This is a genomic window from Kluyvera intermedia (assembly GCF_021440345.1).
GTDB classification, from domain to species: domain Bacteria; phylum Pseudomonadota; class Gammaproteobacteria; order Enterobacterales; family Enterobacteriaceae; genus Kluyvera; species Kluyvera intermedia_A.
The window spans coordinates 26,524-45,047 of the sequence record NZ_JAKCNS010000030.1; the positions used below are offsets into that span (position 1 = coordinate 26,524).

General features: G+C 53.2%; 22 protein-coding genes and 1 tRNA gene. 21 read left to right on the forward strand and 2 right to left on the reverse strand.

All coding sequences use genetic code 11. The features are described 5' to 3' along the window. Positions 1–18 precede the first annotated feature (18 nt). On the forward strand, positions 19–1,074 hold the full coding sequence (gene dinB / locus LZ634_RS09895) for a DNA polymerase IV (RefSeq protein ID WP_234504533.1): 1,056 nt from the start codon (positions 19–21) through the stop codon (positions 1,072–1,074). A 2-nt stretch (positions 1,075–1,076) separates the two neighbouring features. Beyond that, complete coding sequence (locus tag LZ634_RS09900) at positions 1,077–1,520, forward strand: GNAT family N-acetyltransferase (protein ID WP_234504536.1); 444 nt, start codon at positions 1,077–1,079, stop codon at positions 1,518–1,520. 46 nt (positions 1,521–1,566) lie between these two features. On the opposite strand, the gene pepD is transcribed toward LZ634_RS09900, so the two are convergent. Next, on the reverse strand, positions 1,567–3,024 hold the full coding sequence (pepD, locus tag LZ634_RS09905) for a beta-Ala-His dipeptidase (protein ID WP_234504540.1): 1,458 nt from the start codon (positions 3,022–3,024) through the stop codon (positions 1,567–1,569). Between the two features lie 256 nt (positions 3,025–3,280). Between pepD and gpt the strand changes: the two genes are divergently transcribed. The 3 genes from gpt to crl all read left to right on the forward strand — a co-directional run bounded on the left by gpt (position 3,281) and on the right by crl (position 5,548). Further along, positions 3,281–3,739, forward strand: coding sequence for a xanthine phosphoribosyltransferase (gene gpt, locus LZ634_RS09910; protein ID WP_062777267.1), 459 nt, complete (start codon positions 3,281–3,283; stop codon positions 3,737–3,739). Between the two features lie 105 nt (positions 3,740–3,844). Further along, positions 3,845–5,089, forward strand: coding sequence for an esterase FrsA (gene frsA / locus LZ634_RS09915; RefSeq protein WP_234504543.1), 1,245 nt, complete (start codon positions 3,845–3,847; stop codon positions 5,087–5,089). 57 nt (positions 5,090–5,146) lie between these two features. Further along, positions 5,147–5,548 (forward strand): sigma factor-binding protein Crl, encoded by a 402-nt coding sequence (gene crl / locus LZ634_RS09920; protein WP_234504546.1) that lies wholly within the window; start codon positions 5,147–5,149, stop codon positions 5,546–5,548. 87 nt (positions 5,549–5,635) lie between these two features. On the opposite strand, the gene phoE is transcribed toward crl, so the two are convergent. Further along, positions 5,636–6,721 (reverse strand): phosphoporin PhoE, encoded by a 1,086-nt coding sequence (gene phoE / locus LZ634_RS09925; RefSeq protein WP_234504549.1) that lies wholly within the window; start codon positions 6,719–6,721, stop codon positions 5,636–5,638. A gap of 284 nt (positions 6,722–7,005) precedes the next feature. Here phoE and proB point away from each other — a divergent pair, with 284 nt between their 5' ends. From proB to LZ634_RS10005, 16 genes are all read left to right on the forward strand, one after another. Next, positions 7,006–8,109, forward strand: a complete 1,104-nt coding sequence (proB, locus tag LZ634_RS09930; RefSeq protein ID WP_234504553.1) for a glutamate 5-kinase — start codon at positions 7,006–7,008, stop codon at positions 8,107–8,109. A gap of 10 nt (positions 8,110–8,119) precedes the next feature. Further along, complete coding sequence (gene proA / locus LZ634_RS09935; protein ID WP_234504555.1) at positions 8,120–9,370, forward strand: glutamate-5-semialdehyde dehydrogenase; 1,251 nt, start codon at positions 8,120–8,122, stop codon at positions 9,368–9,370. A gap of 113 nt (positions 9,371–9,483) precedes the next feature. Next, positions 9,484–9,559 (forward strand) — tRNA-Thr (locus tag LZ634_RS09940). 165 nt (positions 9,560–9,724) lie between these two features. Further along, positions 9,725–10,939 (forward strand): tyrosine-type recombinase/integrase, encoded by a 1,215-nt coding sequence (locus tag LZ634_RS09945; protein WP_062856126.1) that lies wholly within the window; start codon positions 9,725–9,727, stop codon positions 10,937–10,939. A gap of 144 nt (positions 10,940–11,083) precedes the next feature. Next, the gene (locus tag LZ634_RS09950; RefSeq protein WP_062856127.1) at positions 11,084–11,404 is read left to right on the forward strand and encodes a hypothetical protein; all 321 of its coding nucleotides are present in this window, start codon (positions 11,084–11,086) and stop codon (positions 11,402–11,404) included. A 17-nt stretch (positions 11,405–11,421) separates the two neighbouring features. After that, on the forward strand, positions 11,422–11,880 hold the full coding sequence (locus LZ634_RS09955) for a hypothetical protein (RefSeq protein ID WP_062856128.1): 459 nt from the start codon (positions 11,422–11,424) through the stop codon (positions 11,878–11,880). 248 nt (positions 11,881–12,128) lie between these two features. Next, on the forward strand, positions 12,129–12,326 hold the full coding sequence (locus LZ634_RS09960; RefSeq protein ID WP_048241341.1) for a helix-turn-helix transcriptional regulator: 198 nt from the start codon (positions 12,129–12,131) through the stop codon (positions 12,324–12,326). Further along, a complete protein-coding gene (locus LZ634_RS09965) occupies positions 12,326–12,760 on the forward strand; it encodes a hypothetical protein (RefSeq protein ID WP_033146207.1) in 435 nt (144 codons plus the stop codon). The genes LZ634_RS09960 and LZ634_RS09965 overlap by 1 nt, the downstream gene beginning before the upstream one ends. Positions 12,761–12,773: 13 nt before the next feature. Further along, positions 12,774–13,469: a hypothetical protein gene (locus LZ634_RS09970; protein ID WP_129939958.1), complete on the forward strand. Its 696-nt coding sequence runs from the start codon at positions 12,774–12,776 to the stop codon at positions 13,467–13,469. Next, positions 13,462–13,635, forward strand: coding sequence for a DUF4222 domain-containing protein (locus LZ634_RS09975; RefSeq protein WP_023294790.1), 174 nt, complete (start codon positions 13,462–13,464; stop codon positions 13,633–13,635). The genes LZ634_RS09970 and LZ634_RS09975 overlap by 8 nt, the downstream gene beginning before the upstream one ends. After that, entirely contained in the window at positions 13,632–14,141 is a 510-nt protein-coding gene (locus LZ634_RS09980) for a hypothetical protein (protein WP_129939957.1), read from the forward strand. The genes LZ634_RS09975 and LZ634_RS09980 overlap by 4 nt, the downstream gene beginning before the upstream one ends. Before the next feature lie 77 nt (positions 14,142–14,218). Further along, the gene (locus tag LZ634_RS09985) at positions 14,219–14,902 is read left to right on the forward strand and encodes a host cell division inhibitor Icd-like protein (protein ID WP_205715691.1); all 684 of its coding nucleotides are present in this window, start codon (positions 14,219–14,221) and stop codon (positions 14,900–14,902) included. Beyond that, positions 14,899–15,177: a hypothetical protein gene (locus LZ634_RS09990; protein WP_106108012.1), complete on the forward strand. Its 279-nt coding sequence runs from the start codon at positions 14,899–14,901 to the stop codon at positions 15,175–15,177. Before LZ634_RS09985 ends, LZ634_RS09990 begins: the two co-directional genes overlap by 4 nt. Further along, positions 15,174–15,374, forward strand: coding sequence for a hypothetical protein (locus LZ634_RS09995; protein WP_106108011.1), 201 nt, complete (start codon positions 15,174–15,176; stop codon positions 15,372–15,374). Before LZ634_RS09990 ends, LZ634_RS09995 begins: the two co-directional genes overlap by 4 nt. After that, the gene (locus tag LZ634_RS10000; protein ID WP_129939955.1) at positions 15,371–15,997 is read left to right on the forward strand and encodes a hypothetical protein; all 627 of its coding nucleotides are present in this window, start codon (positions 15,371–15,373) and stop codon (positions 15,995–15,997) included. Before LZ634_RS09995 ends, LZ634_RS10000 begins: the two co-directional genes overlap by 4 nt. A 12-nt stretch (positions 15,998–16,009) precedes the next feature. Beyond that, complete coding sequence (locus tag LZ634_RS10005; RefSeq protein ID WP_234504558.1) at positions 16,010–18,442, forward strand: primase-helicase zinc-binding domain-containing protein; 2,433 nt, start codon at positions 16,010–16,012, stop codon at positions 18,440–18,442. Positions 18,443–18,524: the final 82 nt, after the last annotated feature.

An 18,524-nucleotide genomic window follows, 5' to 3' on the forward strand; every position in this document is an offset into this window, starting at 1 on the left:
GGTAAGTGAGGGCTAACGATGCGCAAAATAATCCATATTGATATGGACTGCTTCTTCGCGGCGGTTGAAATGCGTGACAACCCGGCGCTGCGCGATATTCCTATCGCCATCGGCGGCAGTCGGGTACAGCGCGGGGTGATCAGCACGGCGAACTATCCGGCGCGCAAATTTGGCGTGCGTAGCGCCATGCCTACCGGAATGGCGCTGAAGCTCTGCCCGCATCTCACGTTACTGCCGGGACGCTTTGAAGCCTATCGTGAAGCCTCTCACCACATCCGTGAAATTTTCTCCCGCTACACTTCGCTGATTGAACCGCTGTCGCTGGATGAAGCCTATCTTGACGTGAGCGATAGCCCGCACTGCCACGGTTCGGCGACGTTAATGGCCCAGGAAATCCGTCAGACCATATTTAAAGAGCTGGCCCTCACCGCTTCGGCGGGCGTGGCGCCGGTGAAGTTTCTCGCCAAAATTGCCTCCGATCTCAATAAACCCGACGGCCAGTTTGTCCTGACTCCGGCTGAAGTCCCGGCATTTCTCAAAACCCTGCCGCTGAGCAAAATCCCCGGCGTGGGCAAGGTGTCGGCGGCCAAGCTTGAAAGCATGGGGCTGCGTACCTGTGAAGATGTGCAGAATAGCGATTTAGCGATGCTGTTAAAGCGTTTTGGCAAGTTTGGCCGGATCCTCTGGGAGCGCAGTCAGGGGATCGATGAGCGTGAAATCCACAACGACAGGCAGCGTAAATCGATTGGCGTAGAACGGACGCTGGAAGAAGACATTCATGAGTGGTCCGATTGCGAGGCGATTATCGAACGGCTCTACCCTGAACTGGAACGTCGGCTGGCAAAGGTCAAACCGGATCTGCTGATCGCGCGTCAGGGCGTTAAACTTAAATTTAATGACTTCCAGCTCACCACCCAGGAACATGTCTGGCCGAAGCTAAACAAAGACGATCTCATCGCCACGGCGCAAAAATCCTGGCATGAACGGCGGGCAGGGCGCGGCGTGCGGCTTGTTGGCCTGCACGTTACGCTGCTCGACCCACAGCTGGAACGACAGCTACTTTTAGGGATTTAGTTATGCTTATTCGCCCATATCGTGAAGATGATTTTTCTGCACTGTGCCAGATATTCCAGCGCGCGGTGCGGGAAACTGCCAGCCAACACTATTCTGCCTCGCAGATTGAGTCCTGGGCGCAGGTTGATGAAACGCGCTGGCGGCAGAAAATGGCCGATTCTCTGGTGCTGGTGGCGACGGTAAACCAGCGCCCAGTCGGTTTCGTTACTGCTGCAGGCACCTATATCGATCTGCTTTTTGTTGATCCTGCATATTCGCGGCAGGGCATTGCCAGCGCTTTGTTGCAGGAACTGTTTACCCAGGCTCCAGCCGGGACGCTTACGGTAGAAGCAAGCTTGACGGCGAAAGTGTGTTTTGAGCGGCTGGGTTTTCAGGTAATAGCTGAGCAAGAGGTTGAAGCGCGCGGGGAACGGTTTGTGAATTACCGGATGGAAAAAGTCAGGTAGTGGGCAGAGATTCCCGGCGAGCCTAAACCCGCCGGGAGGGCAAAACTTACTTCGCCGGAATCGCTTTCAGCAGTTCCGTCAGCAGCTGCCAGTACTGGCCAACGCTTTCGATATGAACCTGCTCATCCGGAGAGTGTGGGCCGGTAATGGTTGGCCCAATAGAGACCATGTCCATGTTTGGATAAGGTTTCTTGAACAGGCCACATTCCAGACCCGCGTGGATAATCTGAATGTTCGGCACCTTGTTGAACAGGCGCTGATAGGTTTCACGTACCAGCTGCATGACCGGGGAGCTTGCATCCGGCTGCCAGCCTGGGTATCCGCCTTTTGGCTGGGTTTTAGCACCCGCCAGCGCGCCCAGTGATTCCAGCATGCTGACAACGTAATCTTTACCGCTGTCGAGCAGGGAACGAATCAGGCAGTGAATGGTTGCGGTGTCTTCAGTAAAGGAGACGACGCCCACGTTCAGAGAGGTCTCTACCACGCCTTTGGCCACGTCAGAGTTGCGGATAACGCCGTTTGGCGTTGCGTTTAGCAACTGAATAAAGGCATCGCGGGAAGCGTTGGTCAGCGCCTTACCTTCAACGGTCTGAGCTTCCAGCACCAGGTTCAGGTTTTTCTCTTTCGCTGACAGTTCGTTTTGCAGAATGTGCAGATAGGTTTCTACCAGATCTTTCAGGCCGCTAACTTTATCTGCTGGAATCGCCAGAGTGGCAAACGCTTCACGTGGGATTGCGTTACGCAGAGTACCGCCGGTGAAGTCTACCAGACGCAGATCCAGTTCCGCCGCATGGGCGACCAGGAAACGGGCCAGCAGCTTGTTGGCATTACCCAGACCGAGGTGAATATCACCGCCAGAGTGACCGCCTTTCAGCCCTTTCAGCGTCAGCTTGAAGGTCTGGAAGCCAGCCGGAATTGCTTCACGGGTCAGCGGCAGGTTGCTGGTAAAGTCGATACCACCCGCACAGCCCATGTAGATTTCACCCTCTTCTTCAGAGTCGGTGTTGATCAGGATTTCGCCCTGCAGCCAGTTAGGCTGCAGACCAAATGCGCCGTCCATCCCGGTCTCTTCGGTCATGGTCAGCAGCACTTCCAGCGGGCCATGTTCAACGGAATCGTCGGACAGTACTGCCAGCGCGGACGCCATGCCAATACCGTTATCAGCACCCAGAGTTGTGCCACGTGCTTTTACCCACTCACCGTCGATGTACGGCTGAATAGGGTCTTTGGCGAAGTCGTGCACGGTGTCATTGTTTTTCTGCGGCACCATATCAAGGTGAGCCTGCAGAACAACCGCTTTGCGGTTTTCCATGCCCGGCGTCGCGGCTTTACGAATCAGAATGTTGCCGACCTGGTCGCGTTCTGCGTGCAGACCTTTTTCTTTCGCCCAGCCCACGATATGGGCAGCGAGCTGCTCTTCATGATGAGAAGGGTGCGGAATAGAACAGATTTTGGCAAAAATATCCCACAGCGGCTGCGGGGATAATTGAGACAGTTCAGACACGATGAGTCTCCTTACGGCGTTCTGCAAAAGTCGCTTGCAGGTAAAGGGTTAGCACATACATATACCACAAGACTGGCTTGCGCGATGCGGTTGAGAATACCACTTTCTCTCCCTCCCGGTAGAAGAAACCACGTAAAAAGAGCCTGCAATTCCGCTAAACACTGGTTTTTAGTGCGTCAGATCTCTATAATCTCGCGCAACCCATTTCCCCCTTGAACACTTTTTAAGCCGTATAACACAGGCTGGGACACTTCACATGAGCGAAAAATACGTCGTCACCTGGGACATGTTGCAGATTCATGCGCGCAAACTGGCTGCACGCCTGATGCCTTCAGAACAATGGAAAGGCATTATTGCCGTTAGCCGTGGCGGTCTGGTACCAGCCGCACTGCTGGCACGTGAACTGGGCATTCGTCATGTCGACACCGTATGCATCTCCAGCTATGACCACGACAACCAGCGTGAACTGAAAGTTCTCAAACGCGCTGAAGGCGATGGCGAAGGCTTTATCGTTATTGACGATCTGGTCGATACCGGCGGCACCGCGGTAGCTATTCGTGAAATGTACCCGAAAGCGCATTTCGTCACCATCTTCGCTAAACCAGCGGGTCGCCCACTGGTTAACGATTATGTTGTTGATATCCCGCAGGATACCTGGATTGAACAGCCTTGGGACATGGGCGTGGTATTCGTACCGCCTATTTCTGGCCGTTAATTCATCAATAAATGCGCTTCCAACGCCCGGTTATGCCGGGCGTTGTTTTTTTTAACGTTCCACGCGTTACAATAGACCCAAGATCGTACCTATGGAGGTTTTGTGATGCCAGAAGCCAATCTCAGCGAAACGCTATTCAAACCACGCTTTAAACACCCTGAAACATCAACGCTGGTACGCCGCTTCTCCAACGGTAAGACCGACAGTATGCAGTCGGCGCTGAGCGGAAGTAATATCCCGCACTGGTACCGCATGATTAACCGTTTAATGTGGATTTGGCGTGGCGTAACGCCGCAGGAAATTCTCGACGTCCAGTCGCGTATCGTGATGAGCAAGGCCGAGCGTACCGACGATGACCTGTTTGACACCGTCGTCGGCTACCGTGGCGGTAACTGGATTTATGAGTGGTCATCACAGGCCATGCTTTGGCAGCAGAAAGCCACTCAGGAGCCTGATGAAACCCTCAGCGGTCGCCACTGGCTGCACGCCTCTAACCTCTATAGCATTGCCGCCTATCCCCATCTGAAGGGGGACGACCTCGCCGAGCAGGCGCAGGCGCTGGCTAACCGTGCTTATGAAGAAGCGGCGAAGCGTTTACCCGGCGAGATGCGCGAGCTCGAGTTTGCCATTCCTGGTGGGGCGCCGATTACCGGTTTCCTGCATATGCCGAAAGGCGAGGGCCCGTTCCCGACGGTGCTAATGTGCGGCGGCCTTGATGGTCTGCAAACCGATTATTACAGCCTATACGAGTACTATTTTGCGCCGCTGGGTATTGCGATGCTGACGGTAGATATGCCTTCTATCGGCTTCTCCTCAAAATGGAAGCTGACTCAGGACTCCAGCATGCTGCATCAGCATGTGATCCGCGCGCTGCCCAATATTCCGTGGGTTGACCATACCCGCGTTGCCGCTTTTGGTTTCCGCTTTGGTGCCAACATTGCGGTACGCCTGGCGTATCTGGAAGCGCAGAATCTGAAAGCTGTCGCCTGTCTGGGGCCGGTGGTGCATTGTCTTTTGAATGATCCACTGCAACAGGGACGCGTACCGGAGATGTATCTCGATGTGCTGGCCTCGCGACTGGGCATGCACGATGCGTCTGACGAAGCGCTGCGCGTTGAACTTAATCGCTACTCCCTGAAAACTCAGGGGCTGCTGGGACGCCGCTGCCCAACGCCAATGCTTTCAGGATTCTGGAATAACGATCCATTTAGCCCGGAAGAAGAGTCGCGTTTAATTGTTTCGTCATCTGCGCAGGGGAAACTGATGTCGATCCCGTTTAACCCGGTGTATCGCAACTTTGACAAGGCGCTGAAAGAAATTGCCGGGTGGATCAACAATAGATTTTGTTAATAGATTGATAAATTCTATTGATTTGGTAAAACAGGTGCATCACTAAAGGAGATCGCAATGACGTTACCGAGTGGACACCCGAAGAGTAGATTGATTAAGAAATTCGCTGCGCTTGGCCCCTATATTCGCGAAGAACAGTGCGAAGACAACCGCTTTTTTTTCGACTGTCTGGCCGTTTGCGTTAACGTAAAGCCTGCGCCTGAGAAGCGTGAGTTCTGGGGCTGGTGGATGGAAATGGAAGCACAAGAAAATCGCTTCACTTACAGCTATCAGTTCGGCCTGTTTGATAAAGATGGGGTATGGCAGGCGGTGGCGATCAAAGATCCCGAGGTGGTTGAACGTCTGCAGTTAACGTTGCGTGGTTTCCATGACCGGGCAAAAGAGTTGCTTAAGACGCTGGATCTGACGCTGGAGCCGGCAGAAGGTTTTGCCAACGAAGCGGTTAAGCGTACGGCATAAATAAAATAAAGAGACCAGCCTGTGCGCTGGTCTTTTTATTTGGTCATAAAAAAAGCCTTCCAGATGGAAGGCTTTTTTATAAATCACTTAGAACTGGTAGGTCATACCAACCGCAACAACGTCGTCGGTCATAATAGCCAGACGTTTGGTCACGGCATCTTCATCAATCAGGTTGATTTTATAATCAACAAACGCTGACATATTTTTGTTGAAATAGTAGGTCGCGCCGACATCCACATATTTCATCAGATCCTGATCGCCAATTCCGTTATCCAGATCTTTGCCTTTCATCTGCACGTAACCCAGGGATGGACGCAGGCCGAAATCAAACTGATATTGGGCAACGGCTTCGAAGTTCTGTGCTTTATTAGCAAAACCTTGATCCGCAGAGACCAGACCTTTAATTGGGGTCATATTGCGGGTTTCGGTATAAATCATCGCCAGGTAAACATTGTTGGCGTCATATTTCACACCGGTACCCCAGGACTCGGCATTTTTGCCGCCATTAGCCAGGGATTTAGCCTGCTGAACGTTGGTACGGTCAGAGTTGGTGTACGCCGCGCTAATCGCGAAATCGCTGCCACCGAAATCATAGGACAGCGCAGAACCGAAGCCGTCGCCGTTAGCGGTAGCGTAAGTGCTACGGTCATTTTTACCCTGATATTGCAGGGTTAAATCCAAACCATCGACAACGCCGAAGAAGTCAGAGTTACGGTAGGTTGCCAGGCCGCTTGAGCGCTTGGTCATGAAGTTATCGGTTTTACCGGTGGAGTCGCCGCCGAATTCCGGGAACATATCGGTCCAGGCTTCAACATCGTACAGCGCGCCGAGGTTACGACCGTAATCAAAAGAACCGAACTGTTTTACTTTCAGACCGGCAAAAGCCAAACGCGTTTTTTGCGTAGAGGTGCTTTCATCGTTATTACCGGAGAACTCAGACTCCCAGCGACCATAGCCGGTCAGCTGGTCGTTAATTTGGGTTTCACCTTTGAAACCAAAACGAACGTATGTTTTATCGCCATCGGAGCTTGAATCGTCGCTCATGTAATGCATGGCTTTGACTTTGCCGTAAACGTCCAGTTTATTACCGTCTTTGTTATATACTTCAGCAGCCATCGCTGAAGAGGACGCAATAATACCCATCATCGTTAATGCCAGCGTAGTTTTTTGCATTTCTTAATCCCGGTTTTTTATGTTCTAAAATTGCTGTGAAAGACCACTGTGAAAAAACAGGAACGTTTTTATCCCCCGCGTGTTAAAAATTTATGACAATGTCCGATTAAATATAAAAAAGTATGATTAATTTTTTCTGTCATAAAAATGTCAACAATCGCCTCTAGGCTGCCTGATCCCGCGCAACAAAACCCTCGCTTTCAATGCTGGCAGTTGGCAAGCGGCCAGACTCCTGCTACAACGTGAGTTTGGTATCATTTTTTCCTATTTAACGGCAGAGAATCATGAGTGATAGTCAGACGCTGGTCGTCAAACTGGGCACCAGTGTTTTAACGGGCGGATCGCGCCGCCTGAACCGCGCGCACATTGTGGAACTGGTTCGCCAGTGTGCTCAGCTCCATGCGGCTGGGCATCGTATTGTTATCGTCACCTCAGGCGCCATCGCCGCCGGGCGAGAGCATCTGGGCTACCCCGAACTGCCCGCGACTATCGCTTCTAAACAGCTGTTGGCCGCCGTTGGTCAAAGCCGCTTAATTCAGCTCTGGGAACAGCTGTTCTCCATTTACGGTATTCACGTTGGCCAAATGCTGCTGACCCGTGCCGATATGGAAGATCGCGAGCGTTTCCTCAACGCCCGCGACACCATGCGTGCGCTGCTTGATAACAACATTGTTCCGGTGATTAATGAGAACGATGCGGTGGCGACGGCTGAAATCAAAGTGGGCGACAACGACAACCTCTCCGCGCTGGCAGCCATTCTGGCCGGTGCCGATAAGCTGCTGCTGCTCACCGACCAGCAGGGCCTGTTTACCGCCGATCCGCGCAGCAACCCGGACGCGGAACTGATTAAAGATGTCTACGGTATCGATGACAAACTGCGCGCCGTCGCCGGCGACAGCGTCTCCGGCCTTGGCACCGGCGGTATGGGCACCAAACTGCAGGCCGCCGACGTGGCCTGTCGGGCAGGTATTGACACCATCATTGCCGCGGGCAGCTTGCCTGGTGTGATTGGTGATGTCATGGCGAATATCTCCGTCGGGACTCGCTTCCACGCTCAGGACACGCCGCTTGAGAACCGTAAACGCTGGATTTTCGGCGCACCTCCAGCAGGTGAGCTGATTGTCGATGCCGGTGCGACTGGCGCGATTCTGGAACGCGGGAGTTCATTACTTCCAAAAGGCATTAAAAACGTGACAGGTAACTTCTCCCGTGGTGAAGTGATCCGTATTCGTAACCTTGAAGGTCGGGACATCGCGCATGGCGTCAGCCGCTATAACAGCGACGCGCTGCGGCTGATTGCCGGGCACCACTCGCAAGAGATTGATGCCATCCTCGGCTATGAGTACGGCCCAGTTGCCGTTCATCGCGACGACATGATCACCCGTTAAGGAGTACAACATGCTGGAACAAATGGGCATTGCAGCGAAGCAAGCCTCTTACAAACTGGCGCTATTATCCAGCCGTGAAAAAAACCGGGTTCTGGAAACGATTGCTGATTATCTGGAATCTCACAGCGATGAGATCCTGCGCGCTAACACCGACGATCTGACTCAGGCGCGCGAAGGCGGCCTGAGCGAAGCGATGCTTGACCGCCTGGCGCTGACTCCGGCGCGTCTGACGGCGATTGCCAACGACGTCCGCCAGGTCTGCACGCTGGCCGATCCGGTAGGGCAGGTGATTGACGGCGGATTACTGGACAGCGGGCTGCGCATCGAACGTCGTCGCGTGCCGTTGGGCGTTATTGGCGTGATTTACGAAGCGCGCCCGAACGTCACCGTTGATGTGGCCGCGTTGTGCCTGAAAACCGGCAACGCTGCGATCCTGCGCGGTGGTAAAGAGACCTATCGTACCAATGCCGCCACGGTTGGCGTTATTCAACGGGCGTTAAAAGAGTGCGGCCTGCCGGAAGCGACGGTGCAGGCGATTGAAAATCCGGATCGTGCGCTGGTCAGCGAAATGCTGCGCATGGATAAATACATCGACATGCTGATCCCTCGCGGCGGCGCGGGCTTGCACAAACTGTGCCGCGAGCAGTCGACGATCCCGGTGATCACCGGCGGTATCGGCGTTTGCCATATCTATGTGGATGATACGGCCGAGATTGAGCCGGCGCTGAAGATCATTGTGAATGCTAAAACCCAGCGTCCAAGCACCTGTAACACCGTCGAAACGCTGCTGGTGAATCAATCCATTGCAGAACGTTTCCTGCCGGCATTAAGCCAGCAGATGGCGACAAGCGGCGTGACGCTGCACGGTGACGAAACGGTAATGCGCGAGCTGAATGGACCGGCGAAACTGGTGTCCCTGAAGCCTGAAGAGCTGGATAACGAGTTCCTGTCACTGGATCTCAACGTGGTTATCGTGGCCGATATGGATGATGCTATTGCTCATATCCGCGCTCACGGCACTCAGCACTCTGATGCTATCCTGACTCGCACCCTGAGCAACGCCAATCGTTTCATCAACGAAGTGGACTCCTCAGCGGTGTACGTCAACGCCTCGACCCGCTTCACCGATGGCGGTCAGTTCGGCCTCGGCGCGGAAGTGGCGGTCAGCACGCAGAAACTGCACGCGCGCGGCCCGATGGGGCTGGAAGCGCTGACCACCTACAAGTGGATTGGCTTCGGCGAAGATACCATTCGTGCGTAATTGATAGCGGGCGATGCAAAAACAGGCAGTTGATTCAACTGACTATTGACGCATCGCCCCGTTAGTCTTAACCTTTTGTCCCGTGATTAACGTCCGTGGATACATCTTGCAGGGCCGATATAGCTCAGTTGGTAGAGCAGCGCATTCGTAATGCGAAGGTCGTAGGTTCGACTCCTATTATCGGCACCATTCAAACATCTTCTAACGTCTACTAAAGTTCACTCAAACCCCTTATACTCTGCATTGTGTCGCTCCTGATAGTATTTTTACGTCTACTGACATACCCCAAAATCTACATGCTTCTGGGGGTACATTCGGGGGTATGTGCTGTTAGGTCTTGTGGAGATACCCCCAATGAAGCTCAACGCCCGCCAGGTTGATACCGCTAAACCAAAAGATAAACCCTATAAACTTGCTGATGGTGGTGGGCTTTATCTTCTGGTTAACCCAAATGGTGCACGATACTGGCGGCTTAAGTATCGTGTAGCAGGCAAAGAAAAGCTGCTGGCTCTGGGGGTATATCCAGACGTTACCCTCGCAGATGCGCGGGCTAAACGTGATGAGGCAAAAAGGGGGATCGCCGGGGGCATCGACCCTAGCGAAGCAAAGCGGGAAGAAAAGATATCCCGAGAGTTAAATGTCAGGAATACATTTCAGGAAATAGCCTGCGAATGGCATTCCAGCAAGCTCTATAAATGGTCTGAGGGGTACGCCTCGGACATTATGGAAGCATTCAATAAGGATGTTTTTCCGTACATTGGTAAAAAACCGATCTCGGAAATCAAACCGCTAGAATTGCTTAATGTGCTTCGCCGAATGGAGGGGAGAGGGGCAACGGAGAAGGCTAAGAAGGTTAGGCAGCGCTGCGGTGAAGTTTTTCGCTATGCCATTGTTACTGGCCGGGCTGAATACAATCCAGCGCCAGATCTCACCAGCGCTATGCAGGGGCATGAATCCAGCCACTATCCTTTCCTGAATGCGCCTGAGCTTCCCGCATTTTTTGAGGCGCTATCACGTTACTCAGGTAGTGAGCTGGTGGTATTGGCCGCGCGTTTGCTGATCATCACTGGTTTAAGAACAGGTGAACTCCGAGGAGCTACATGGCAGGAAATCGACGTTGATGCTGCTGTTTGGGAGATTCCGGCGGAACGAATGAAGATGCGCCGCCCACACATAGTGCCATTGTCATTACAGGCGCAAGCCATAATCATGCGTATCCGGGAAATGACAGGCCGCTATCCCTATATATTCCCTGGGCGTAATGATCCGCGTAAAACCATGAGTGAAGCCAGCATTAACCAGGTTTTTAAACGCATCGGGTATGCCGGGAGAGTAACAGGCCACGGTTTCCGCCACACCATGAGTACCATTCTCCACGAACAGGGCTATAACACCGCATGGATTGAAACGCAGCTCGCCCACGTCGATAAAAACTCTATTCGAGGCACATACAACCACGCTCAATATCTCGATGGCCGCCGGGAAATGCTTCAATGGTATGCCGACTATATGGATGCGCTGGAACACCATGAAAACGTGGTTCATGGGCGTTTTGGTAAATCCTCATGACTGGATGAATAGACAGTGATAGCTGATGCGGGTAGACTTCAGTAGACGAACAAAGAATAGGCTATGTCTAGGCTGATCCCCGAAAACCCGTACACCTCTGCGGGCTGACATAGCCCCCAAAATCAGAGGGCGCGAGGTGGCGTTATGTTAGATATCGCTGAAGTGCTCAAAGCACGAGAAAATGAGTTTATCAGTTTAAGAGAATTGATTACTCGTATCAGACTACAGCAACCACATGTCAGTGAATCCGATATCGCAAGTTTTCTTTACATTGAAAATAGTGATAGAGCGCTCCCTGAGTGGGTGAAGCAAGGTATTGCAAGCACGATTGAAGGAACCGATGGTGGATACCAGGATTCAGAATTGGTAACTCTCCTGAAAGTTATTCATGAGGAAGGGCATATGCCTGAGGTGACTCCGCCATCTGAGCCTCCTATGGACTTCGATGATGATATTCCATTCTAGATCTGGAGGTTAATGTTATGGCGGGATGGGGACAGCCGGTGAAAGACCATTGGTCAGCACCAGCATTTGATACTTATGGCTTTAGGCGCTCCGAGTTGAAGCAGTTAGCGGATAAGCTTGGAATTGACCTTTCAACTCCTCTTGAGGAGGTTAAGCCCACACCACTGAATGGTGTTGAGCAAAAACCACTTAGTGAAGCTGATGTTGAGATCCTGAAAATGGAAATTGACACACTTAAAAAGCAGGTTAGAAAGCTCGAAAATGAACGCCCTATTTTAATTAACAGGTATCGGGAAGATGACCCTCTATACCTTGCGATTAAAATTCGGAACCAAGAATGGGCAAAGTACGATCCTGAGAATGATAGGCAAACAAGAGGCAACCAAACAGCGATTGTGAAAGACCTGGAGGATAAGGGTTTTTCGAATGTCCAGGCCAAAGCAATCGAAATGGTCGCCTGCCCAATTAAACGTTAAGCAATTAACACCCTCAGGGATTATGCTGCATGATGCTTACCCTCAGGGTGAAAATGAAATTTTATCCGTACCCTCATGGCAGCACCTGGCTTACCCTGAGGGTACGATTACAAATAGATTCGCCGATTACCCTTAGCCCTTAGGGTTTATAACTAAGAAAAATCCCTCATGCCTGAGGGTATGATTTTTTTAGCTTTTTTCATGCCATCATTAATCTCGTAAACCGCAATGGACGTTACGAGGTAAATATGTCTCAGTCATTAATTAGATTTGCCGAGGTACAAAAGCGTACTGGCTATAGTAAGGCGTGGTTATACCGTCTTATGAGCGAGAAACGCTTTCCCGCAGCAATTAAAATTGGTTCCCGCTCTATCGCTTTTATTGAAAGTGAAATTGACGAGTGGATTAATCAGCGCATCGCTGAGTCGCGTGGCGAGGTGGCGTAATGGAAAAGAAAAACCGCCCCGTACAGCAGGCGGCTAACTCAGATATTCGCACGTCTGATATTACGCCGACCACCAGCCCGGTACAAGTACCTAAGCGTACCCCAAAGAAACACCGCGCCCGCGTCTATATGCTGCGCACTGGCGTAGAGGGATGGACAGAAAATGATATTCTGCGCTACTGCCGTCTTTCATCCGGGCGTAATTATGCGTCTGAACTGGAGCGCCAGCTTGATATTCAACTAGAGCGTATCGACGAGAAAAACCCGGATGGTATCGGCGCACACCTGCGCTACCGCTTTTCCTGCCGTGGCGACGTTCTCAAGGTGATCCAACTTGTGAACCATAACGCCGCCATTAATGAACATCACGGGTTATCTCAGCAGGATATTGCCGACATTCTGAACCTCTACCCGGACGCATTTAACGCCGCATAACGGAGCCGAAAACATGACTATCGAAAAAAGCCGATTCAATTCGGAGGCCGCCCCACACCTCAACAACAGCCAGACCGATATTTTAATCATACGCAACCATGAGCCACGCATTGATTCCCGGCTGTTTGCTGATCACGTGGGGATAAAGCACAAAAACCTTTATGCGCTTATTAAGTCCCACAAAACAGAGTTACGCGAGCTGGGCACGCTTCCGTTTCAAACGGAGACGTGCGCACATGATACCGGGGCGACAGTCGCAAGGTTCGCGCTGATAAATGCCGACCAGTTTGATTATATGTGCCGCATTGTTCGTGGGCGCGATCCTGAGCGCATGAAGCGTTTTAAGCTGGACGTGACAAAGGCATTTGCTAAACGCCGCGCCGTCGACCCTGTACGCCGTGAATATCTGCCGGGCTATCACGAGAGCCGGGAGGGACTGAAAGCGCTGGGAGCCGAAAAGCACCATTACATCAATCTGGCGCGTGCTGAAAACCGTGTCACTGGCCTGATGGGTGGCGAGCGCCGCAGCGCCACAGAGCAACAGTTGGGCGCGCTGATTGTAATGCAGAAGATTGAGCAAGCCGCCTTTGATGAAGCTATCCAAAACGGATTGTCACCAACAGACGCAGTGCGCGAGGTATCCCGCCGCATGGAGACATTCGCCGCCCTGATGAGCGTAGCGCCGATGCTGGGGGCTAATCATGCGTAACTCTACCCCATTACCCGGACACGTCTACAAAGACAGCCACGGCGCTACCGTGACCGTTGAGCGCGTCGAGTTTAATCGCGTGACGTTCTACCGAAGCGGTTATCAATTCCCGTGCGCCCAGCCTGTAGAACGATTCATCAAAGAGTTTTCGGAGGTGAAGCAATGACAACAGCAATGACCGCCGTCCAGAGTAAGGGTTTTCCCGTGGCTGGCAGCAAAGAGCCGGACGTGAACGGGCTACCGTTGTCGATGGTTCACCAGTGGCAGGAGTACCCGACGAAACGCACCTTTGCCGTTTCTGTATCTACCGAGCTACGCCGCCAGTATTACCTGAATGACGCAGTTTTCAGTAAGGCAATGCGTAACGCGGGTTATGTTCCGGTGCGTACCCGCAGACTGACCGGAAAGCTGGCGAGTGTCTGGCTGTATCGAGTAACAGGCAATGACAAGGGGGTATGCACAGCAGAACCCGCGCCCCGCAAGGCTTCCGCGCCCGTTGTCCAGACCATGACAAAGCCGCATCCGTGGTTTAAACGCGTGGCGCTCGATGGTAAATGGCAGCACGTCTACGCCGACCATATCCGCTTTCTGGCGAAGAAGCGTCACCGTGTAGATGGTGTACGTGTGCAGGGTTATACCGCTGGCGGGCTTACCGTAGAGGTGATCGCGTGATGTATGCAAATGTTAACGCTAACGACTCAGCAAAACCCAAACGTTATAAGCCAGAAACGGGGGGGATTCTTCCCCAAATGGCTGATGTTGTGGAATGGATTGCTACCGCTGACAACCGCGCCACATGGACTTTCGAGACCAGTACGCGCACGGGACTTTTTGCACCAGTACGCGCACGCAAGGAAGGTTTTTCTGACATCACTACGCGAGGGGGAAATCATTCTACTGGCGGGAGTTTTCGGAGAAGTACGCGCGTGCGCGAAGGTGAGTTTTGCGAGTCCATAAAAAAGGGCTTGCTGATTATCGCCAACCCGGTTTATGGTTATAGCGCACTAGCAAAATCTGGTGTCGGGATTGGCGTCCCGGTAATTATCAGAGCGCACAACACGCGCCATGCGTGTTTTTTTGTGCCGCGCAGTTACACCTGTTCAATGGTGGACTGTATGGGGGCGGAGCAATCCGCGCCGGTTTCTCTGATTCCCGGTTACGCCAACCCTGTACAGTTCACCACCAGCGAAATTGGCGTTTCCGGTGGTGGTTCTCAAAACCATGAATCAGAGGCTGCCGCTATGCTGGCTACTACCCATACCCAAAATCCGCAATTCATCTGGTTAATCGCTGCCGTTCGCCGCGACATGCCGACAATTACCGCCAAAATTCACCATATCGCCGCAGAGACTGAGCAGGAAGCCCGCCGTTCACTGGCGCGGGATCACGTCTGTTTCTTTGCCGGTCGTATCCGTCTGGAGGTGGCAGCATGAGCCAGTTACCTGACCAGATTGAGGAAGCAACAGCAGTAAGTAACCGCATTCGTGCCGCGCTGGGTTGCGGTGAAATCACCGAACCACACACCCCAGAGAATGTTTCACGCGCCCGCCTTTTGCGTGTACGTGCAGGCCTTTGCCATGTGCTGACGGAGATTATGCCCGGAATAACAGCGAGCGCGGAACGTGACGAGTTGTATGCATGGTTGTTTGAGATTCACTCCGTGACAAGAGCTGAAGAGTGTCAGGCGAGACTGGAGGCGGACAAATGAAACAGTTCCGAACTTTCGCTACCTGTCTTGATGGTGCGGGAGCGTCGATCCCGGTCACATGGTACGGCGAGGCCGAGACGCCCGATATTGCCGTTCAGTGTATGAGAGACGAAGCACACGGCAACGGCTGGAGCGTTGGGGCAATTATTTGTGTACAGCAGCGAAAAATCAGCAAGGGCGTAGAGGTGGCGGAATGAGCAACGTATTGACCTTAAAGACGGATAATCCCGACCTGTTCCACGCAGAAGCCACACCGCACGGCGTAAACATCATGACCCGCAATGATGCCGGGATGTATGAGCATGTAGCCATTATCACCTATGAGAGCGCTGTAAGCCGTCTGGATGCGGGAGAGTACGACGATACGCCAGATATCGGCTACGCCATTCATTTTGCCGTTGCTGATGGCGGGGCGCGTGGCTGGTTCGACTTTACCGCGCAGCATAACGTCACTATGTGGCGCTGGCTGATTGCTGCGAAGTTCGTTTCTGAAATGAAGCGCGAAAACGGCACAACCTCCGTCACGGAGGCTGACGGCACAACATCGCAGGTGGCGATTTACTCCAATGGTAATGCGGGCATGGTGATTTACCCGTTTGCTGAACGGCTGGCGATGGCGAACAACATCGAGGGCGCAATGATTGAGCGATACGGCGTCGAACAGGGTACGGAAAACGCCATTGTGTTCTACCGCGCCATGCTGGATGCGGAGCGCGGAGAGTTAACCCCGTTCGGGCGTGAAACGCTGGCAGAGCTACACGATCACTTCATTGCTGATCTGAATGAAAACGGCTGGCCTGAAATGCCAGCGGCGCACTGAGGGAGCGACACAATGCGTAATATCGACCTTATCCGCGAAGTGACCACCGCCGCCGCTGGTAACTGGCCTTATGTGCTGGCTGGCCTGTCAATCGACGTGCCTGATTCATCACGCCGCCATGCCCCCTGCCCTGCATGTGGCGGTACGGATCGCTTCCGGTTCGACGACAACGGGCGCGGCAGCTTTATCTGCAACCAGTGCGGCGCGGGCGACGGGCTGGATTTAATCAAGCGGGTTAACAACTGCGACACCACGGAGGCGGCGCACCTTGCCGCTGATGTGCTGGGTATTGATTACCGGGCAGCGGAAACCGACCCGACAGCAGCCAGCCAGAGGCGGGAGCAAATGGAGTCTGAGCGCCAGAAACAGGCAGCAGAGGACGCAGAGCAGCGAAGGGCTACGTTTGCCCGTCTGTATGCCGGAATGCGCCAGAGCGTCACACGGGGCGAATCTGAGTACCTGCAATCAAAAGGGCTGACCGGGTTTAACTATCCGGTTATGCCGGATGGTTCGTTATTGCTGGAGCTGGTGGACGAATCCGGCGCAGTGGCAGCAGCGCAGACCATTACACCGCAGGGAGAGAAGCGACTTCTGACAGGTTCAGCGAAGCGCGGGGCATATCACGCCGTAAACGCACCAGAACAGCCGCAGAGCGTATTAATTGCCGAGGGGCTGGCTACCGCTCTGTCTGTTCACCTGATGCGCCCGGAGGCGCTCACAGTGGCGGCAATTGACGCCGGGAACCTGATCCACGTTGCCGGAGTAATGCGCCGGAAATACCCGCAGTCGCAAATTATTATCGCCGCAGATAACGACCACCTTACAGCAGCCTCCGAAACCGGAGCCACCAACATCGGGAAGGAGGCCGCAGAGAAAGCAGCTTTATCCGTGGCTGGCTGGGTGGCGCTGCCGCCGACAGACCATAAAGCCGACTGGGACGACTACCGCCAGCAAAACGGGCTGGAAGCCGCTACAGCCGCTTTTAACGATTCGATGTACCAGATTCAGGGGGATGCCGTGAAACCACAACTACAGGCCATTGAGGGCGGTAAATCCCGCCGTAAAGCCGATGCCGGAGATATTGCACAAATGGCAGCCAGCCAGAAAGCGCGGTTGCTTTCATCTCGCTGGGATATGTTGGCGGTTAACCCTGATAGTGGCGCTGTTTACTGCTACGAATCTGGCGTATGGGTGAAGCTACCAGACAGCGAATTAGAAAGGGTTATGGTGGCAATTTTCGACGAGCACGAAGCCCACTACACCGAAAAGGGGATTAAATCGGTTGTCGCAACCATGAAACTGCAAATCCCGGTAATTGGTGAGCGGAGCGGGGATCTGATTGGTTTTGATAACGGCGTTTATGACCTCGCCGCACAGACGTTTTCCGCCCATTCGCCTGGTAACTGGCTGATGAACCACAATGGGATCACCTACACCCCGCCAGCGCCGGGGGAGAATATTTCCACCAGCGCCCCCGATTTTACCCGTTGGCTGAATCATGCAACGGCTGGCGACCATCATAAGGCCGAGCGTATCAAAGCAGCCTTGTTTATGGTGCTGGCGAAGCGTCACGACTGGCAGCTATTCATTGAGGTAACTGGCGAGGGCGGCAGTGGGAAATCCGTATTCAGCAGCATAGCAACCACGCTGGCAGGTGAACACAACACCGCCAGCGGTAGCATGATGACGTTGGACACCGCTCGAGGAAGGGCGCAGTTCGTGGGCAAAAGTCTCATTATCATGCCTGACCAGACCCGCTATGTTGGAGAGGGTGCGGGGATTAAGGCCATTACGGGCGGCGATCCGGTAGAGATTGATGGGAAATATGAAAAGCAGTTCACAACCGTGCTAAATGCCGTTGTTATGGCAACCAATAACGAGCCGATGACATTCACGGAGCGAAACGGGGGCATTGCCCGCCGCCGCGTGATATTCCCGTTTAATAACCCGGTATCAGACGCAGACAAAGACCCGGATTTAACCGCAAAAATCAGGCGAGAAATCCCGGTGATTATCCGCCACCTGCTAACCACCTTTGCCGACCAGAACAAAGCAAAAGCACTATTACTTGAGCAGCGCGATTCTCAGGAGGCGCTAGACGTTAAACGCGGCACAGATCCGGTTATCGATATGTGTGCGGCACTTTTTTTCATGAACGAACCCAAAGGCATGATGATGGGCGGAGGTACATGGGCAGGCCAGCCAGAGCCGAGGGCGTATCTTTATCATCTTTACCTGGCGTTTATGGAGTATCACGGGCTGGGTAAACCGCTTTCCGTCAATAAGTTTTCACGCGCCATAAAATCAGCAGCAAAAGAGTACCGAGCCAGCTACCTGACGCGAAGCATTAACGGCAGAGCGCAAACCAACGTGGGCTATAACGAGATGGCTGAGGAGTTCATCCCCCGTGCTTACGGTGTGGAGAGCGGGCAGAGTGATGATTGAAACTTTTACGGCAGCACTTATCCCTACTGCCCTACTAAAAACGAGACGAGGCCAGACGTAGCAAGGATTTAAACTAGGTAGG

Bases quoted from the DNA above. Each gene is read 5' to 3' on its own strand.
- LZ634_RS10005 (WP_234504558.1), top strand. From the start codon at position 16,010: ATGCGTAATATCGACCTTATCCGCGAAGTGACCACCGCCGCCGCTGGT.
- dinB (WP_234504533.1), top strand. From the start codon at position 19: ATGCGCAAAATAATCCATATTGATATGGACTGCTTCTTCGCGGCGGTT.
- LZ634_RS09955 (WP_062856128.1), top strand. From the start codon at position 11,422: ATGGCGGGATGGGGACAGCCGGTGAAAGACCATTGGTCAGCACCAGCA.
- LZ634_RS09985 (WP_205715691.1), top strand. From the start codon at position 14,219: ATGGCTGATGTTGTGGAATGGATTGCTACCGCTGACAACCGCGCCACA.
- LZ634_RS09975 (WP_023294790.1), top strand. From the start codon at position 13,462: ATGCGTAACTCTACCCCATTACCCGGACACGTCTACAAAGACAGCCAC.
- LZ634_RS09945 (WP_062856126.1), top strand. From the start codon at position 9,725: ATGAAGCTCAACGCCCGCCAGGTTGATACCGCTAAACCAAAAGATAAA.
- LZ634_RS09965 (WP_033146207.1), top strand. From the start codon at position 12,326: ATGGAAAAGAAAAACCGCCCCGTACAGCAGGCGGCTAACTCAGATATT.
- frsA (WP_234504543.1), top strand. From the start codon at position 3,845: ATGCCAGAAGCCAATCTCAGCGAAACGCTATTCAAACCACGCTTTAAA.
- gpt (WP_062777267.1), top strand. From the start codon at position 3,281: ATGAGCGAAAAATACGTCGTCACCTGGGACATGTTGCAGATTCATGCG.
- LZ634_RS09960 (WP_048241341.1), top strand. From the start codon at position 12,129: ATGTCTCAGTCATTAATTAGATTTGCCGAGGTACAAAAGCGTACTGGC.
- phoE (WP_234504549.1), bottom strand. From the start codon at position 6,721: ATGCAAAAAACTACGCTGGCATTAACGATGATGGGTATTATTGCGTCC.
- LZ634_RS09990 (WP_106108012.1), top strand. From the start codon at position 14,899: ATGAGCCAGTTACCTGACCAGATTGAGGAAGCAACAGCAGTAAGTAAC.
- proA (WP_234504555.1), top strand. From the start codon at position 8,120: ATGCTGGAACAAATGGGCATTGCAGCGAAGCAAGCCTCTTACAAACTG.
- LZ634_RS09950 (WP_062856127.1), top strand. From the start codon at position 11,084: ATGTTAGATATCGCTGAAGTGCTCAAAGCACGAGAAAATGAGTTTATC.
- LZ634_RS09970 (WP_129939958.1), top strand. From the start codon at position 12,774: ATGACTATCGAAAAAAGCCGATTCAATTCGGAGGCCGCCCCACACCTC.
- crl (WP_234504546.1), top strand. From the start codon at position 5,147: ATGACGTTACCGAGTGGACACCCGAAGAGTAGATTGATTAAGAAATTC.
- proB (WP_234504553.1), top strand. From the start codon at position 7,006: ATGAGTGATAGTCAGACGCTGGTCGTCAAACTGGGCACCAGTGTTTTA.
- LZ634_RS09900 (WP_234504536.1), top strand. From the start codon at position 1,077: ATGCTTATTCGCCCATATCGTGAAGATGATTTTTCTGCACTGTGCCAG.
- LZ634_RS10000 (WP_129939955.1), top strand. From the start codon at position 15,371: ATGAGCAACGTATTGACCTTAAAGACGGATAATCCCGACCTGTTCCAC.
- LZ634_RS09980 (WP_129939957.1), top strand. From the start codon at position 13,632: ATGACAACAGCAATGACCGCCGTCCAGAGTAAGGGTTTTCCCGTGGCT.
- LZ634_RS09995 (WP_106108011.1), top strand. From the start codon at position 15,174: ATGAAACAGTTCCGAACTTTCGCTACCTGTCTTGATGGTGCGGGAGCG.